This window comes from Microbacterium sp. cx-55 (assembly GCF_021117345.1).
In the GTDB taxonomy this organism is placed as follows: domain Bacteria; phylum Actinomycetota; class Actinomycetes; order Actinomycetales; family Microbacteriaceae; genus Microbacterium.
In genome coordinates this window covers 633,231-649,644 of the sequence record NZ_CP088261.1, presented here as the reverse complement: position 1 = coordinate 649,644, position 16,414 = coordinate 633,231, and the positions used below count along the sequence as shown (strand labels likewise).

Annotated in this window: 15 protein-coding genes; 7 read left to right on the top strand and 8 right to left on the bottom strand. The window is 68.3% G+C overall.

Going from position 1 to position 16,414, the window contains the following annotated elements; all coding sequences use genetic code 11:
• Positions 1-59 precede the first annotated feature (59 nt).
• On the top strand, positions 60-896 hold the full coding sequence (locus LQ938_RS03100; RefSeq protein ID WP_223721712.1) for an alpha/beta fold hydrolase: 837 nt from the start codon (positions 60-62) through the stop codon (positions 894-896).
• Between the two features lie 86 nt (positions 897-982).
• On the opposite strand, the gene LQ938_RS03095 is transcribed toward LQ938_RS03100, so the two are convergent.
• On the bottom strand, positions 983-1,312 hold the full coding sequence (locus tag LQ938_RS03095) for a DUF7882 family protein (protein ID WP_223721711.1): 330 nt from the start codon (positions 1,310-1,312) through the stop codon (positions 983-985).
• 164 nt (positions 1,313-1,476) lie between these two features.
• On the opposite strand from LQ938_RS03095, the gene LQ938_RS03090 reads away from it, so the two are divergent.
• Positions 1,477-1,959 carry a MarR family winged helix-turn-helix transcriptional regulator gene (locus LQ938_RS03090; RefSeq protein ID WP_223721710.1) on the top strand — a complete coding sequence of 161 codons (483 nt, stop codon included), beginning with the start codon at positions 1,477-1,479 and terminating at the stop codon, positions 1,957-1,959.
• A gap of 161 nt (positions 1,960-2,120) precedes the next feature.
• The gene (locus LQ938_RS03085) at positions 2,121-2,507 is read left to right on the top strand and encodes a DUF7882 family protein (RefSeq protein WP_223721709.1); all 387 of its coding nucleotides are present in this window, start codon (positions 2,121-2,123) and stop codon (positions 2,505-2,507) included.
• On the opposite strand, the gene LQ938_RS03080 is transcribed toward LQ938_RS03085, so the two are convergent.
• The 6 genes from LQ938_RS03080 to LQ938_RS03055 form a co-directional block, all read right to left on the bottom strand.
• Positions 2,486-3,490, bottom strand: a complete 1,005-nt coding sequence (locus LQ938_RS03080; protein WP_223721708.1) for a zinc-binding metallopeptidase family protein — start codon at positions 3,488-3,490, stop codon at positions 2,486-2,488. The two genes, LQ938_RS03085 and LQ938_RS03080, sit on opposite strands and share 22 nt — an antisense overlap.
• 111 nt (positions 3,491-3,601) lie before the next feature.
• Positions 3,602-4,663: a LacI family DNA-binding transcriptional regulator gene (locus LQ938_RS03075; protein WP_223721707.1), complete on the bottom strand. Its 1,062-nt coding sequence runs from the start codon at positions 4,661-4,663 to the stop codon at positions 3,602-3,604.
• On the bottom strand, positions 4,660-5,577 hold the full coding sequence (locus LQ938_RS03070; protein WP_223721706.1) for a carbohydrate ABC transporter permease: 918 nt from the start codon (positions 5,575-5,577) through the stop codon (positions 4,660-4,662). Before LQ938_RS03070 ends, LQ938_RS03075 begins: the two co-directional genes overlap by 4 nt.
• Positions 5,574-6,512 carry a carbohydrate ABC transporter permease gene (locus LQ938_RS03065; RefSeq protein WP_223721705.1) on the bottom strand — a complete coding sequence of 313 codons (939 nt, stop codon included), beginning with the start codon at positions 6,510-6,512 and terminating at the stop codon, positions 5,574-5,576. Before LQ938_RS03065 ends, LQ938_RS03070 begins: the two co-directional genes overlap by 4 nt.
• Positions 6,513-6,567: 55 nt before the next feature.
• A complete protein-coding gene (locus tag LQ938_RS03060; protein ID WP_223721704.1) occupies positions 6,568-7,884 on the bottom strand; it encodes an ABC transporter substrate-binding protein in 1,317 nt (438 codons plus the stop codon).
• A gap of 42 nt (positions 7,885-7,926) precedes the next feature.
• The gene (locus tag LQ938_RS03055; protein ID WP_223721703.1) at positions 7,927-10,053 is read right to left on the bottom strand and encodes a glycoside hydrolase family 36 protein; all 2,127 of its coding nucleotides are present in this window, start codon (positions 10,051-10,053) and stop codon (positions 7,927-7,929) included.
• A 230-nt stretch (positions 10,054-10,283) separates the two neighbouring features.
• Between LQ938_RS03055 and LQ938_RS03050 the strand changes: the two genes are divergently transcribed.
• Positions 10,284-14,636, top strand: coding sequence for a LamG-like jellyroll fold domain-containing protein (locus LQ938_RS03050; protein ID WP_223721702.1), 4,353 nt, complete (start codon positions 10,284-10,286; stop codon positions 14,634-14,636).
• A gap of 165 nt (positions 14,637-14,801) precedes the next feature.
• On the top strand, positions 14,802-14,954 hold the full coding sequence (locus LQ938_RS03045) for a hypothetical protein (protein WP_223721701.1): 153 nt from the start codon (positions 14,802-14,804) through the stop codon (positions 14,952-14,954).
• Between the two features lie 60 nt (positions 14,955-15,014).
• Here LQ938_RS03045 and LQ938_RS03040 read toward each other — a convergent pair whose 3' ends face one another.
• Entirely contained in the window at positions 15,015-15,185 is a 171-nt protein-coding gene (locus LQ938_RS03040; protein ID WP_223721700.1) for a CsbD family protein, read from the bottom strand.
• Positions 15,186-15,389: 204 nt separating this feature from the next.
• Here LQ938_RS03040 and LQ938_RS03035 point away from each other — a divergent pair, with 204 nt between their 5' ends.
• Positions 15,390-16,091: a cyclase family protein gene (locus tag LQ938_RS03035; RefSeq protein ID WP_223721699.1), complete on the top strand. Its 702-nt coding sequence runs from the start codon at positions 15,390-15,392 to the stop codon at positions 16,089-16,091.
• Positions 16,088-16,402 carry an NIPSNAP family protein gene (locus tag LQ938_RS03030; RefSeq protein WP_223721698.1) on the top strand — a complete coding sequence of 105 codons (315 nt, stop codon included), beginning with the start codon at positions 16,088-16,090 and terminating at the stop codon, positions 16,400-16,402. The genes LQ938_RS03035 and LQ938_RS03030 overlap by 4 nt, the downstream gene beginning before the upstream one ends.
• The last annotated feature ends 12 nt before the right edge of the window (positions 16,403-16,414 follow it).

The following is a 16,414-nucleotide window of genomic DNA, read 5'->3' as shown; positions in this document are numbered from 1 at the left end:
TTTCCGCATCCGTCGTCAACCGTGGCGCCCCGTTCAGGGTCGGCGCGCACCATGACCGCATGAGCGAAATCACTGCACATCATGGCCTGCTGTCGAGTGTCGAACTGCACGTGGACGACACCGGCGGCCCGGGCCGCCCGGTCGTTCTGATCCACGGCTGGCCCCTGTCGGGCGAGTCCTGGTCGGAGCAAGTCCCGGTGCTCGCGGGCGCCGGTTATCGGGTTGTCACGTACGAGCGTCGCGGGTTCGGCCGCAGCAGCAAGCCGCGCAGCGGGTACGACTACGACACCTTCGCGGACGATCTCGCCGCGGTGCTCGACGAGCTCGACCTCTCCGACCTGACCCTCGTCGGGTTCTCGATGGGTGGCGGCGAAGTGGCGCGCTACCTCACCCGGCACGGGCGGAGCCGCATCCGGAGCATCGTGTTCGCCGCCGCGGTCACCCCCTACCTGGCGCAGACGTCGGATAACCCCGCGGGCCCCCTGACGGCGGAGGCTGCCGCCGACATGGAGAAGGCGCTGCGCGATGACGAGGCGGCGTTCTACGACGGCTTCACGCGCGACTTCTTCTCCGTGGACGGCGAGCTGAAAGTGTCGGAGACGCAGCGGCTGCAGGCTCTCGCCCTGACGCGGGATGCCGATCACCACGCCGCGGTGAAGGCGATGGAGGCGTTCGCCACGACCGACTTCCGCGACGACATCGAGCAGGTCTCCGTCCCCACGCTCGTCGTGCACGGCGACAGCGACGGCATCGTGCCATTCGAGGGATCGGGCGCGCGCACGCACCTGGCGATCGCCGCGAGCGAGCTCGTGCTGATCGAGGGCGCACCGCACGGCCTGAACGTCTCGCACGCGATCGAGTTCAACGACGCGCTGATCCGCTTCCTCGCGGACTGACGGGGCGCATCCGGAAATGCGAAAGCGGGGCGGAACTCAGCTGATGCTGGTTCCGCCCCGCTTCACGCGTCCGGGGGTGTCGCGCGTCACGCCTTCTGCGGAACGCGCGCGTGAGCGGCGTCCGCGGTGAGCGAGATGTTCAGTCCGCCGGTCGAGCTGGCGCCGGCCGCGAGCTCTTGGAGCCACTGCGAGTCGAGCACCTCGGGCTCGGCGTCGTCGAAGACGATGCGAAGCGGAATGGACGGATGCAGCCACAGCGTGCTGCGCCCGCCGGGCTCGTTCTCCGGGTGGCGCCAGGAGAGCGTGAAGCTCTCACCGCGACGAAGCTTGGTGGCCATGACGACCTTGATGTGTGCGAGCAGACGATCAGGGATGTCGATCGGCTCGGAATCGGACCCGTAGAACAGACTTCCCATGGCTGGCACCTTTCACTTTCAGCCGGCAACCGCCGACCTTTCCCCAGTATAGTTCACCGATTAACTATTCGACACTTAATATTCAGCGCTCTCATAATTCAATCTCTCTTCTGCCAGACTGGGACCGCACCCACTGCCCGAACAGGTGGCGTGCGGGGGTACCCATGACCGATGACGCACTCACCGCCGGCGAGACGCGCGAGAGCCTCAACGTCGCGCAACTGGTTGAGCAACTGCGCCTGGCCGAGGCGAAGCTCGCCCGCCAGAGGCAGTCCGCATCCGGCCTGAACGACACCGACCGAGCGGCCGTGCGCTTCATCCTCGAGTACAGCGACTCCGCGTCGCCGATGACGCCGTCCGTGCTCGCGGCGGCGCTCCACCTCACCCCTCCGGCGATGACCTCGGTGGTTGATCGCCTGATCAAGGGCGGATTCATCACCGTCACACCGCACCCCACCGACCGACGCAAGAAAGTGATCGAGCCGTTCGACCGCACGATCGATCCCGACCACGTCGACCCGCTGACGACCCGCATCCGGGGCATCGCCGCCACCCTCGCACCCGAACACGCGGTCATCGTCGCCGGCTTCCTGCAGCAGGTTCTCGCGGCCGTCTCTGACCCGGACGCACCCGCCCCCGGAGCCTGAGCCCACCCCACCGACACCGGTGCGCAGCCTTTCTGGGGACGATCATCCGCGGCTGATCTACATGAGAGCGTTCTCATCTTTATTCGCTAGTTTTCCTAGTCTTATGTAGTGCTAGTGTTTTTCTCACAAGCTGCTCGGCTTGACGTATCGGGGGGAACGTCATGGGAGATCTGTTCTACGGCAACGCATCGAAGTCGATCGCGATCCCCGATACCCTGTTGGCGCACGTGAAGGTCGTGGTGTCGACGAAGCTGCGGCGGAACGAGGCATTCACCCTCTCGTGGCGGCATTCCGGCGCCGACGTGCCGGGCCGAACGACAGTGTGGATACAGCCGTCGATCCCGCTGCGGTTCGTGTTCGAGTCGCCCGAGCCCGAGGTGCTGAACTCCGCGCTCCTCAAAGACATGGCGCAGCAGGCGAATTCCTCGAGCGGGCTGACGATCGATCTCGACGCTGCGGGCGCCGCCGGCCCCGCGGCCGCCCCGGGCCCCGCGAAGGCGGCGACCGCTCCTCGCCCGGGCGGCGGTTACGCGGATTCGGCCGCGTAACGCTGGATCGCGTCGTCGACGAAGTCGAGCTTGCGCAGCACCGGCGCGGTGATCACGAACGGGTAGAGGTCCTTCTGCCCGAGTGAGCGATTGACCATGTTGAGACCGGTGGCGAGCGGAAGCCACACGTCGATCACGAGTCTCGAGAACGGATGCGGCACCGCCCGCTCGCGCAGGATGCCGTACTCCTCGGCTGTTTCGACTGCGTCGCGGATGTGCAGGAAGTGTGCCCAGGTCTCGGCGAAGTCCTCGTACGGGTGCATCGTCGCGTAGCTGGAGATGTACGTGCGCCGCCAGTCGTCTGGCGGGCCCTGGGCGTAGTGCCGGGTGACGGCGTCACCGTAGTCCGCACGTTCGTCGCCGAAAAGGGTGCGCGCGGCGTCCATCCGGTCGGGGATCTCGAGCAGCAGCCACTCGACATAGTGCCCGATCTCGTGCCGCAGGTGCCCGAGCACCGTGCGGTACGGCTCGTCGAGCTGGATCCGCATCCGTTCCCGGTACGCGTCACCGGTTTCAGCGAGGTTGATGGTGATGACGCCGTCGGTGTGGCCGATCACGACGCCATCGGGGGTGTCGGAGAGAAGATCGAAGGCGATTCCGGTGCCCGCGGGGTCGGCGGCAGATCCCTGGCGCACGAGCGGCACGCCGAGGCGGTGCAGTTCGCGCACGAGTTGACGTTTCGCGCGCTCGGCGATGACGAGGCCGGCCAGGCCCGCCTCGTCGCCGTTGGCGGGGCGGGTGCGAGTGAGGGCGCAGCTCGAGCAGAGGGTGCCCGCATCCGCCGTCAGCCACGTGCAGGCGGCGAGGTCGCGGTTCGCGCAGGTGTGCCAGATGAGGCCGTCGCCGGCGCGGTACTCCCCGCCCGATAGCGGCACGATGGCATCTTCGATGAGCGAGTATGCGAGGGCGCTGCCGCACACCTCGCAGCGGGTGTTCTCGAAGAAGAGGGGGTTGCCGCAGACGCGACAGCGGTGGGCCTTCATCCGCTCAACGTATCCGCGAGGGCTCGAACTGCCCGGCGGCTTGCGTTCGGTGCCGACCTGCGCCAGTGCGGGTGCACGCGTCGTGATCGCGTGCGGGATCGTCGCGTCTTCTCAGGCGCCCGGAGCGAGTACGTCGGCGACGACACCGGCCGCGGGCGGAGCGGTCGACTCTCGGATGACGAGTCCCGGCCGCGCCGACGAGTACCGCTTCGTCGGTTCACCGGCGATCTCCGCGAAGAGGAGCCCCATGCCCCGGCGTCCCATCCCGGCGAAATCCTGCTCGACGGTGGTGAGGGGAGGCGACCAGAGCGCCGCGAGGGGGTGGTCGTCGAACCCGACGACGGAGACGTCGCCCGGCACGGTGCGTCCGGCGTCGCTCAGCCCTCGGATGACTCCCATCGCGATCTCGTCGTTACCGCAGAACACCGCCGTGACGGCCGGATCCTCGGCGAGCTCGCGACCGACTCCCACGGCCGTTCGCGGATCCCACCCCGCGTCGTGCAGCGGCGGCACGACGCGACCGGCCTTCTTCAGCGCGCGTCGCCATCCCGTCGTCCGCCCATCCTCCTTGCGGGACGGCGGCACGCGCACGTGATGCACGGTCGCATGGCCGAGGCCGAGAAGATGGTTGGTGAGTTCCTCCGCCGCTCGTGTCTCGTCGAGAACCGCCTGCGGGACGCCGGCCTCGCGGATGCCGGACAGCGCGACCACGGGGATCTCCGGGGGCACGCGGTTCAGCGCGGCGACGCCGGGCGGATCGAACTTGAGGACCACGATCCCCGCCAGCGGCTGGCCGAGAGTGGCGGAGATGGCCTGATCGATCTCCGCGTCATCCGCGCTCTCGACGACCGTGATCATGACGGTGAAGCCCCGCGCGCGCGCCGCTTCTTCCACGCCCCGGATCGTCTCGGCGTAGCCGTACCGCGAGGTGTCGCCGGCGATGATCGCGATGACTTGGGCCTTGCGCGATGCCAGCACTCGCGCTGCCGCGCTCGGCCGGAATCGGAGTTCCGCGATCGCCCGCTCGACGAGTTCGCGCCGAGCGTCGCTGACCTTCGCCGCCCCCGTGAGCACCCGCGAGACGGTGGGCACGGAAACGCCCGCCCGTGCCGCCACATCCGCGATGGTCGCGTTCCGTGCGGAACCGCTGCGTTCGTCGGATGCCGCTGTCACTTGACCGCTCCGCTCGTGATGCCGGAGATGATCTTGCGCTGCGCGACGATGAAGGTGATCAGCAGCGGCAGACTCATCAGGATGATGTACGCGAAGATCAGATGCCAGTTCTGCAGGTACAGCCCGGAACTCGCGATCTGGTACAGGTTCAAGGGAAGAGTGTCCACGCGACCCCCGATGACGAACAACGCGTAGAACACATCGTTCCAGATGTACAGGCAGATGAGGATGGTTGCCGTCGCCAGAACCGGCATGAGCAGCGGCAGGATGATCTTGACATACACCCGCAGGGGCGACGCTCCGTCTACCCGTGCCGCCTCTTCGAGCTCGGGCGGGATGGTGCGGACGAACCCGGTGACGAAGAAGATCACCGTCGACAGGTACATCCCCATGTACACCCCGATCATGCCGACGGCGGTTCCGGCCAGCCCCAGTTGACGCAGGAGCAGCACGATCGTCACGACCGCGGGCGGCAGCACGATTCCGCTGATACCCAGCGCGTAGAGGAACGCGAGCAGACGCGACGAGCGGCGTCCGAGGATCCACGCCGCCATCGACCCGAGAATCAGCACCCCGAGCACCGACGGCACCATGACGAGCAGGCTGCCGCCGAACGCGACGAGCATGCTGCCGTCCGTGAACGCGGTGGCGAAATTGTCGAAGAGCGCGAACTCGGTCGGCAGCGACATGTCGGGCCGAAGCGCTTCCGCCTGCGTCTTCGATGCGGTCACGACGACGATCCAGAAGGGGATGCCGAGCAGCAGCAGGGCGATGACGATCGCGGACACCGGTTGCACGAACCGGGAGATGGCGCCGCGCGGACGACGACGCTCGCGCGGCTTCCCCGTCACGATCGTGGTGGTGTCGTCGCCCGCGCCCGACGGCGCGCTCGGTGCGATGGTGGTGGCGCTCACAGCACGTCCTCCCGCTTGCGAAGAAATCGGATCACCGGGAAGGCGAGCACCGAGACCATGAGGAAGAGCACCAGGCTCATCGTCGTGGCCTGGGCGAACAGACCCTGCCCGAACGTCCGGAAGATGAAGATGTTCAGGAGCTCTGTCGTGCCCCCGGGGCCGCCGGCGGTGGTCGCCTGCACGATGTCGAAGCCGTTCATGGAGCCGAGCAGCGCGGTCGCGACGTTGAAGGTCACGGCGGGTGCCAGGAGCGGGAAGCGGATGGTGCGCAGCGTCGTCCACCATCCGGCACCGTCCAGGCGAGCGGCCTCGAGCACGTCTTCGCTGATGGTCTTGAGGCCCGCGAGATAGATGAGCATCGACAGCCCCATCCACTTCCACGAGTGGATGAGAGCGACGACGACGATCGTCCAGGTCGTGCTGCCGAGCCACGCCATGTCGATCTCCTGGCCGAGGATGCCCCCGAGAATCCCGTTGACCGCGCCGTCTGGCTTGAGGATCGCTTGGAAGATGTAGCCCACCGCGAGCGCCGACATGATCACGGGCACGAAGAAGGCGACGCGTACGGCCCGGTTGATGCGGGTGTCGCGTTCGAGCAGCAGGGCGAGCCCCAACCCGAACGCGTTCTGGAAGATCGCCACCAGTACCGCGTAGGTGAGGGTCACGACCAGTGCATTGACGAGGCTTCCGTTGGAGAACAGCGCGACGAAGTTGTCTGCTCCGACGAAGTCGATGGAGCTCTTGAAGCTCGACCAGTTCGTGAAGGCGTAGATGAAGTTGTACAGCGTCGGGATGACGAAGAACAACGTCAGCACGACGATCGCCGGGATCAGGAACCACATCGGGTGGTCCTGTTTGGCCCGCCGGGACGGGCGGTACTGCGCGACGCCCCGGGTCTTCGCCGCTCCACGGGAGAGGCCGAGATTCGTGGTCATGTCATCCTCATTCGGGTGGGGGCGGGCGCCGGAGAACCGACGCCCGCCCTGCGAGTCAGAACCCGGCCGCGCCGATCGCCTTCGCGAGCTCGGCGAACTGCGCCTGCGTTGCCTCGGCGACTTCTGTCGGCGTCTTCGTGCCTTGGATCATGTCCCCGAGGTTCAGGTACAGGTCAGGGTTCACGATTGCGAGCGCTTGCATCGAACCGACCGAGTCGGAGAGCGACGCGCTCGCGTCGAGGAGGGCCTGCGGAACACCGTCGGGCGTCGGCACGTCGCTCTGCAGCGACACCGTCGACTGCGCCTCGACGAAGTCCGCGTATCCGTCACCCAGCCAGTAAGAGAGCAGCTGTCGAGCCGCCGCCTCGCGGGTGGCGTCGCCCGTTTTGAATGCGACGAGCGCGTTGGACTGGTCGGGGATGAACGTGCCGACGTTGCCGGTCGGTGAGATCGGGAAGAAGCCGATCTTCTCGTCCAGCTCTGCGGTGTCGGCGAGCGACTGCAGCTGACCGAAGAAGGAGTTGACCTGCACGGCCATCGCCGCGTCTCCTGCGAGCAGGGCCGGGCCCTGGTCTTCGAACGTCGCGGTCTTCAGGTTCTCGTTGAAGAGCCCCTCGCCGATCAGGCCGTCGTAGGTGTCGATGGCGCCCTGGATCGTCTCGTCCGTGAACTTCTCCTCGCCCGAGTTGACGCGATCCCACAGACCGTCCTGAGCGGCATCCGCCAACTGCACCTGGACCCACCACTGCGTCGCCCACGGCGTGCCGCCGCCGAAGTCGAAGAAGGGAGTGGTGCCCTCGGACTTCAGCTGACGCGCGACGGTGAGCAGTTCGTCCCAGTTTGCGGGCGTTTCGCTGATGCCGGCCGCGGCGAACACGTCTTTGTTGTAGTAGACGCCTTCCACGGCCGGGGTAGTGATGAGGGCGGCGTAGCGGGTGTCATCGAGAATGCCGGTGATGTCGCGCAGATCTCCGTCGTAGGCGCCGAGCCACGGTGCATCGTCGAGCGACTGGAGGTTCTCGGATGCGTTGAGTGCCGTCAGCTGCGACGCCGTCGGCTGCCAGAACGCGAGATCGGGCTTGTCGCCGGTCGCGACCTTGGTCTGCACACTCTGCTCGTACGGATCGGGGATGGTGACGACGTCGACCTTGGCGCCGGTGAGCTCCTCGAAGCCCGCGACGACGCTGTCGGGCACCGTGTTGGAGTTCTGCGCGGCCCAGATCGTGAGGGTCGTGCCGCTCAGATCCGCGTTCTGGTCGGGCCAGGTCGCGGGTTCGGACGAGCCGCCGCCCGCTCCGGGGTCCGAGCAGCCTGCGAGGGCAAGGGCGGCAGTGGCCGTGAGGGCCAACGCCGCGGGGAACCGCTTCTTCATCGAAATGCTCCTTCTGTGATCAGTGTGACTGGTGCTGTGCCTCTACGCCGTCGGGTTGAGCGGCGTGGTGAGGCGGAAGGTACGCGCGGCCGGAATCGCGTCCGTCGTGTGTACGGTGAGGGTCCCGGAGGTGGCGTCCCATTCGGTCGGCCAGTCGGGAAGATCTGCGGGGAAGACGGTGGAGACAGTCACGTCGCGCCCCGTCAGGTGGGGCAGGGCGAGGGCGACGTGCGACGCCTCTCCGTCGCGCTGCCAGAGCGATACCAGGTCGGTGTCGCCCGCGTGCAGCCCGAGCGACACGACGCGATCCGTCCACCCGGGCAGGCCGGTGGGCCAGTGCGGTGCGGCGGTCGCGATGATCGGTCGCAGGTCTTTCGCGGCGCGGACCGCTTCCGCCACGAGAGCGCGCTGGCCGCCGGTCATCCGGTTGAGGTACCCCGACACGTAGAAACGGCCGAGCAGACCCGTGACGAGGCAGAACGCGATCTGCTCGTCACTCATCTCCGGCTGCGGATACGCCCAGCTCGCGGCTTGCTCGGGCAGCATCGAGAGGGGCGCCGCGGCAGCGATCGGCGGGTACTTGGTGAAATCCTGTTGGTCGGACGTCGACTGCATCGCGAGCCGCGAGAGCATCGCCCAGTCCTGACGCATCGCCCCCGAGCTGCAGTTCTCGATCACGAGTTCCGGATGCCGGTCGAGCACCGCATCCAGCCACGCCAGATGTGCGCGGTTGTGCTGCAGCAGGCCGTCGCCGACGCTCGCCGCGTCGCGATCCGTGCCCGGTCCCGGGTTGATGTTGTAGTCCATCTTGATGAACCCGATGCCGAAGTCCCGCACGAGTCGATCGACGACCTCATCGAGGTGCGCGCGCGCGGCGGGGTGCCGCAGGTCCAGGTGGTAGCGGTGGTGCTCGACGACGCGGACGCCGCTGCGCTGCAGGAAGGCATCCTGGGGCAGCGTGTCGGCCGCCGCACTGTCGACGCCGACGACCTCGGGCTCGAGCCACAGGCCGGGTACCATCCCCGACGCGCGGATCGCGTCGATGACCTCGGCCAGGCCCCCCGGGAAGCGAGTGGTCGACGGCAGCCACTCGCCGACGGACGCCCACCAGTGGCCGCTGTCGTCGTACCACCCGGCGTCGATGCAGAACACTTCGGCGCCCGCCTCGGCGGCCGAGGCGATCAGCGGCAGCAGTTTCTCGGTCGTCGGATCGCCGTCGAGGGTGTTCATGTAGTCGTTGAAGACGACCGGCATCCGCGCATTGTCGACGTGCGATCGACGAGTCCGACGGCGGTAGTCGGTGAGGGCGGCGATGGCGGCGACGCGGGAGCGCCCGAGCGTCACCGAGACGGGCACGGTCGTGAACGACTCGTCCGTTCCGAGCGGCAGCGACCACGCGGAATCGACGTCGGTGGGTCCGGAGAGCGCGAGGAACGCGCCGGCGGTGTCGCGGCCGATCTCCCAGCGCCAGGCGCCGTTGTGTTCGATCTGCCACGCCACGGCGAGGTCGAGCTCGTCGTTCGCGATGATGCCCACGGGCAGGTGGCGGCCGGTCGACCAGGTACCGTCCGACGTCACGATGAAGGCGCCGCGGGGGTTGTGTCCGGTGCGATTCTCGGCCAGGTCGGGAAACTCGGGGCCCTCGAGCGCTGTGGTCGTCCAGCGCCCCTCGGCGAGCCAGTCGCTGCGCCCCGAGACGAGCTGCCATCCCGACAGGGCGCGGTCGGTGCTGCCGTCCGCGGTGAATCCCATCGCCCACGACGCGACCGAGAAGAGCACGAGCGGCTCGGCCGAAAGATTGGTCACCGTCACCTGAGCGCGAAACCCCGCCACATCGTCGTCACTATCGAGCTGGAGGACGGCCTCGATGCCCCCGGCGCGCTGACGGATGCGGAGCGTCCGCGTCATGCCGTGCCGCGACTCGACGTGGTCGACGTACCGCAACTGGGCACCGATCTCGGAATGCACGAGCCGGTACGACGCCGGAACGCTCCCGCGATCGGCGCTGATGATCTCGACGGCCGGGACGGCGTGAACCCGGACCGTGCGCCCATCGACGCCGATGGACGCGACGTGCACGGGCTCGTCCTCTGCCCACGCGAATGCGACGGTTGCGTCGCCACCGTCCCAGCGGACGGTGCTCGTGTGGGAAAGGGTCGTGGTCGTCATCGCGTCTCCGTTGATAGCGCGTTCCGGGAAGGCAGGTCCGCTGTGATAGCGGTTTCAGGTAGACCATACGACAACGTGAAACCGCTATCAACTTTTTCTTGAAACCGTTATCACTGCCTGCTAGCTTCGACCCGACACGGCGGATGATTTCTGTTTCTCCGCCGCACGGGCGCCCGAGAACCACTCCGCGGCCGCCGGAAATGCACTCGACACTCAATGAAGAGGAAGCGATGAGACACCGTTCACGCACGTCTGCCCGACCGGGCCGAACCTTCGCCGCAGCACTGACGACGACCGCTGTGCTGGCCGCATCGCTCGTGTCGGCCGCGGCTCCCGCGGCGCACGCCGCCGTTTCGCTGCCCGACCCGTCGGTGCGGTACTCGTTCGATGGCGATGCGTCGCTCGGGACGGTCACGAACGACGGGTCGCTCGGCGCCGCCTTCGATGCGCGGGTCCGAAACGCGCCGACGCTGGCGCGCGGCGACGGGCCGACCGACGACGCCGGCTCGTCCGGCCTGCTGCCGGGCGGCGCCCAGAACTCCCCCTCCAGCGACAAGCCCTACCTCGAGATCCCGGCCGGCCTGTTCGACGATGCAGACGCCCTGACCGTGTCGACGTGGATCAAGTGGGACGGCAAGAACGCGAGCCAGCTGCCCTGGGCGTACATCGTCGGCAGCGATGCACTCCCCGCCGACAACTGGGGCGTCTACTACGTGCCAAACGAGGGCGGCCAGTCGAAGGCTGCCGCCAACTCCGGGAGCGAGGTGAAGGCGGTCTCCCCCGCGCCGTTGTCCACCGATACCTGGACGTACATCACGAGCGTCGTCGACGGCTCCACCCTCTCGTACTACATCAACGGCTCGCTCGTTCGGAGCGAGGCGGTAACCGTCGATTTCGCGAAGCTCGCGAGCGCGTCCAGCACCCGCTCGGGCCTCATCGGCCGCGTGCCGTGGGCCGGCCCGTGGGCCGCCTTCTTCGGCGGCGAGTTCGACGATTTCTCGGTCTACCGGGAGGCGCTGACCGCCGCGCAGGTCGAGACGCTCTTCTCCGGATACGTCGGCGAGATCGTGGGGCTCTCGCAAGAGACCTGGGCTCTCACGACACCCGCCGGCATCCCGCCCGTCTTGCCGTCGACCGTCGCTGCCGCGCGCGAAGCGGGCCCCGCGGTCGATGCCCCGATCGAGTGGGAGCGCGTTCGTCCCGCCGACTACGCGAACGCAGGATCGGTGTTCACGGTCGCGGGCACGGTCGACGGATGGGACGGCACCCTGACCGCCACCGTCACGGTCGACGAGCGGTTGACCGAAGACGTCACTGTCGACTTCTCCGAGACCACGGGCGAGTTCCGCGGCGGAGCCTCGGGCACACTGTACGGCCTCGGCGATGAGGGATCGCCCACGCAGGCGCTCGTCAACGGCGCCGCGATGACGAACGTGTCGCAGAAGCCGCCGTTCGGCACCCAGCATCCCGGCGGCGATGCCTTCCACATCGAGGACTCGTTCTTCGACAAGCACGGCAAGGACCTCTACGTCTACACCCAGGACTTCTACCCCGATTGGCCCTACAACGGAGGCCGACGCCCCGGCGACGACCTGACGTTCGCGCGCGGCGACGACGGCCGTCTGACCGGCGAGCGCACCTCGACGCCGAACGGACGCTGGGACTACCTCGAGGTACTCGAGATCGTCGTCGACGAGATCGCCCGCGAGTCCGACAACCCGGAGAAGTACGTCTTCATCCCGTTCAACGAGGTGGACCTGCAGTGGCTGAACTCGGATGACCTCTACAACCGCTACATGCACGTGGGCGGGCAGCCCGACAGCTTCACTCCGGACGGCGCGACCGACTGGACGGCCGCCTGGGATGTCATCACCGATACCTACGCGAAGTACGACCTCGAACGGCCCCGGATCGCCGGTCCCGGCGACGCCGCCTGGCGGGGCGAGGGGAACATCACCTCATTCCTGAAGATGGCGATCGACACCGACACGGTGCCGGACGTCTATGTCTGGCACGAGCTACGCGGCTACCAGTGGATGCCGCAGCGTGCGGAGCAGTTCCGTCAGTACGCGCGGAATCTCGGCATCGCGCCCGAGGACGTCCCCCAGGTGAACATCACCGAGTGGGGCGCCAGCACCAACATGAGCTCCCCGGCCAACCTGCTGCGCTGGTTCGCGAGCTTCGAGGCCGCGAAGATCGATGCGCAGACCGCGTACTGGACCGCATCCGGAACGCTGTCCGACAACCAGGCCAAAGTGAACGCGGCGAACGGCGGATGGTGGCTGTTCAAGTGGTACGGCGATCTGACCGGGTCGGAGACCGTTCGCGTTCCCCTCGGGGAGCAGAAGGCGATCGCGGCCATCGATGAGGAGTCACGGCGGGCGCAGGTGATCGTGGCGGGCATCGCCGACGGTCGCGACGGCGCCCTCGCTCTGGAGGGCCTCGACCCCGGCACCTTCGGCGACGCGGTCGATATCGAGGTCCGCGAAGCACTCGTGAGCGGAACCGACGGTATCTCCGGCGCTCCTCGTGTGGTCGCTGCGTTCGACGGTGCGGCCATCGTGAACGGACGGGTCGACATCCGTATCCCCTCTGCGAATGCGAGCAGCGCCTACCAGGTGATCGTCACCCCGGCTGCGCCGCGCGACGTCGCGGCCGCACTGAGCGCGCAGAGTGAGCGTCACGTCATCGAAGCGGAACGAGTGACCCTGCAGTCGGCGTCGGAACGGACCCCGGACGGATACCGCGCGTCCGCGGATCGGGACGTGTCGGGCTTCGCCGCCCTCGATTCGCGGGCGGATTGGACGGTCGACATCGAGGAACCGGGGCTGTATCGCCTGCAGATCCTCGGGGCGACGCCCGGCGTGCCCGTGCAGCATGCGCTGTTCGTCGACGACGCGTTCGACCAGATCGTGCAGTACGGCGCGAACGCGATCAAACCGAGCAACGTGCGCGGCGTCGCTCGCGGGAGTGCCGAGGTCGCCGTGGCGCTCGCGGCCGGCGAGAACACGCTCAGTCTGCGCACCAGCGAGGACGGCACAACTTTGCTCGCGAACGCGGGCTACGAGGGAGGTGTCACTCTCGACCGCTTCGAGCTCGTCCGAATCGGGGACGACGTCAACACCGAGAGCGTCCGGTACCCGGCGTCGACCTTCCGCCTCGCGGAGGGCGCGACACTCACGTGGGACGGCGCGGCTCGCGGCTCCGCGCGCCTCGATGACGGCGAACGCATCGATCTCTACCCCTCCGCGTACGAGTCGGGTTACTACGACGTCACGGTCGATTGGGCAGCGGACGGCGATGCGCGTCTCGAACTCACGGTCGACGGTCGAGTGGCGAGCACGTTCGAGCGCAGCGGGGGCGAGACCGCATCCCGTGTCCGCGTGCATCTCCCCGAGGGGATCAGCGAGGTCGAGCTGCGCAGCTCCGGTCCGGCGACCGTGTCGGGGGTGACGACGACGCGCGCCGTCGAGGGCGATGCCCGCATCGTGCGGGTGGAGGCGGAGGACCTCACCACGGTCACGCTCGGCGGATCGGCACGGGTCTCCGGCTTCAGCGACCAGCCGACGACGGGCGCGGGCACGTCTGGTTCGGGGGACGGTTTCGTCCAGGGACTCGGCATCACCGACGCGAATCCCGCCAACGAGGGCACCCTCTCGATCCCGCGTGGCGACGGCTTCGCGGCGGCAGGCCAGTACAACGCGGTTGTCCACTACTCGAACGATGACATCGAGGGCACTCACGACTACAACCCACAGGTCGTCGACCTCGGGCTCCAGGCGTCGGAGGGCGGTGTCGACGGCCTGGCCGGGCGCACCACGTTCCGGTACACGTACCTGGCGACGAACTTCTGGGAAGCGGTCATGCCGCTGAACCTCCGCACCGACGGCGGGGCGATCGAGTTCGGCAACACCCGTTCCACTCTGTTCATCGACGAGGGCCCGACGGGCAGCACGTCCGACGATCAGGTGCGGGATGGATATGCGATCGCGCCCGATGTCGACTGGATCGCCTTCGCGCCTTTCGTGCTCGACACGGATGGCGAGGAACCCACCGTGCCTGACGCGCCGGCGGCGCCGAGCGTCTCGGTGTCGGGTTCGTCGGCCACGGTCGCGTGGGCGGCTCCAGCTGACGGCGGATCGGACGTCACGTCGTACCGTGTCGAGCTGTGGGCAGGCCCCGCTCTCGCCGCGACCGGACGAGTCGCAGCGCCGGTGCGGACGGTGACCGTCACCGATGGTCTCGCCGCGCAGATGCGGACGACCGTTGCCGGTCTAGCCGACGGGTCGTACACCGCACGGATCGTCGCGCTCAACGGCGTCGGCGAATCCGCGCCGTCTCCCGCGTCGGCGGTGTTCACCGTGTCGGCCGGGGGCGGAGGCGGAGGAGGCGGCGGCGGCGGCGGGTCCGGCCCGGGTTCGGGACCGGACACCGGTGACGGTGTCGCTGCGGCGCCCGGATCCGAGCGCAACGGCTCGCTTGCGGCGACGGGGATGATCGCCCCGATCGGAGCGCTGCTCCTGCTGGGCGGACTGGCGATCGCGGCGGGCTTCGTCGCGCGAGCACGCGCGCGGAGGTCCTGACCCCTCGACATCGCACGGGGCGGTCCGCACTACGCGGGCCGCCCCGCATCCCCTCTGCGACGCGTGTTCGCGGGCGTCAAGCCCCGGATGCCGCAGGCCGACGCGCGTAACGTCGCCTGTTCACCGACGCGGCCGCCTTGTGCGCCGCAGGAGAGGAGCGACCCGATGGTTGATCAGCATTCCGCGAAGAACACCCACGGCGACCACGATCCGGAGACGCCGGAAGCCCCGGATGGTGCGCCGCTCACGAGCGACTCCCCCGAGCTCCCCGACACCACCGACGAGAACAACCGCCCCGTCGACAACCCCTCGGGCTGACCCCGCCCGAACACGACGAATGCCCCGGAGAACGAGTCTCCGGGGCATCGTCAGGCAGGCTTACTTGAACGCGTCCTTGACGTCCTCGCCGGCCTTCTTGAGGCTGGCGCGGGTCTGGTCACCCTTGCCCTCCGCCTCGAGGCGTTCGTTGTCGGTGGCCTTACCAGCGGCCTCCTTGGCCTTGCCGGAGATGTCTTCGGCAGCGTTCTTGATCTTGTCGTCGAGTCCCATAGTTCGGGCTCCCTTCTCTGTGATCAACCGGGGACGAGCCCCGCGCGATTCCCCCACGCTACGTCGGCGATCCCCGCGCATCGGGGGGCTGGAATTCGGTGACGGATAGGGGTAAACGCTCGACGCCCGTCATCCGCCGTCGCTTTCCTGCCGATGCGCGATGCGCGGTACGGATGCGGCCGACCACCCCGGCAGACTGGGCGTGTGCTCATCGATCTCAGCCACACCATCCGCGCCGGCCTCGTCACCTACCCCGGCCTGCCCGCACCGACGTTCACCCCGCATCTCACCCGCGAGAACTCGCGCGGCGTCTACGCTCCCGGCACCGAGTTCGCGATGGACATCATCACCATGATCGGCAACACGGGCACCTACCTCGATGCGCCCTTCCACCGCTATGGCGACGGCGGCGATCTCTCGAGCCTCGACCTTGCGACGCTCGTCGACCTCCCGACGGTCACCGTGCACGTGCGCGGCATCGGACGCCGCGGCATCGACGCATCCGACCTGCCCACCGACATCCCCGCGGGCTCCGCCGTGCTGCTCGACACCGGCTGGGACCGCCACTTCGGCACCCCCGCCTACGCCACCGACGCCCCGTTCCTCACCGAGGCCGGCACGCGGGCGCTGATCGCGCAGGGTGTCGCGCTCGTCGGCATCGACTCGTTGAACATCGACGACACGAGCCCGGATGCGGCGGGCGCCCGCCCGGCGCACTCGCTGCTGCTCGCAGCCCGTATCCACGTTGTCGAGCACCTCACCGGGCTCGACGCAGTTCCCGAGCGCGGCGCGCGCTTCACGGCGGTCCCACCGAAGGTCGAGGCGTTCGGCACCTTCCCGGTGCGCGCGTTCGCCACGGTTCCGGATGCGGCGCCTTCGCCCGCGCGGACCGGCTCCCGCGCGTGATCACGATCCACCTGCGCTACGAGATCGATGCGGCCAAGGTCGACGATTTCCGCGAGTACGGACGGCAGTGGATCCGCCTCGTCGAGAAGCTCGGCGGCATCCATCACGGCTACTTCCTGCCGAGCGAAGGCGACAGCGACGAGGCGTTCGCGCTGTTCACCTTCGATTCCCTCGCCGCGTACGAGCAGTACCGGGTCACGGCGACGACGGATGCGGAATGCCTCGCGGCCTACCGCTTCGCGGATGAGTCGGGCTGCATCCGCCGCTACGAGCGCCGTTTCCTCACTCCGGAGTTCGGCGACCGCGCCTGAGCCGAACCGGGC

What these genes read in the sequence shown, in the direction of transcription:
- LQ938_RS03100 (WP_223721712.1), top strand. Translation starts at nt 60, where the DNA reads ATGAGCGAAATCACTGCACATCATGGCCTGCTGTCGAGTGTCGAACTG.
- LQ938_RS03095 (WP_223721711.1), bottom strand. Translation starts at nt 1,312, where the DNA reads ATGGGAAGTCTGTTCTACGGGTCCGATTCCGAGCCGATCGACATCCCT.
- LQ938_RS03090 (WP_223721710.1), top strand. Translation starts at nt 1,477, where the DNA reads ATGACCGATGACGCACTCACCGCCGGCGAGACGCGCGAGAGCCTCAAC.
- LQ938_RS03085 (WP_223721709.1), top strand. Translation starts at nt 2,121, where the DNA reads ATGGGAGATCTGTTCTACGGCAACGCATCGAAGTCGATCGCGATCCCC.
- LQ938_RS03080 (WP_223721708.1), bottom strand. Translation starts at nt 3,490, where the DNA reads ATGAAGGCCCACCGCTGTCGCGTCTGCGGCAACCCCCTCTTCTTCGAG.
- LQ938_RS03065 (WP_223721705.1), bottom strand. Translation starts at nt 6,512, where the DNA reads ATGACCACGAATCTCGGCCTCTCCCGTGGAGCGGCGAAGACCCGGGGC.
- LQ938_RS03060 (WP_223721704.1), bottom strand. Translation starts at nt 7,884, where the DNA reads ATGAAGAAGCGGTTCCCCGCGGCGTTGGCCCTCACGGCCACTGCCGCC.
- LQ938_RS03055 (WP_223721703.1), bottom strand. Translation starts at nt 10,053, where the DNA reads ATGACGACCACGACCCTTTCCCACACGAGCACCGTCCGCTGGGACGGT.
- LQ938_RS03050 (WP_223721702.1), top strand. Translation starts at nt 10,284, where the DNA reads ATGAGACACCGTTCACGCACGTCTGCCCGACCGGGCCGAACCTTCGCC.
- LQ938_RS03045 (WP_223721701.1), top strand. Translation starts at nt 14,802, where the DNA reads ATGGTTGATCAGCATTCCGCGAAGAACACCCACGGCGACCACGATCCG.
- LQ938_RS03040 (WP_223721700.1), bottom strand. Translation starts at nt 15,185, where the DNA reads ATGGGACTCGACGACAAGATCAAGAACGCTGCCGAAGACATCTCCGGC.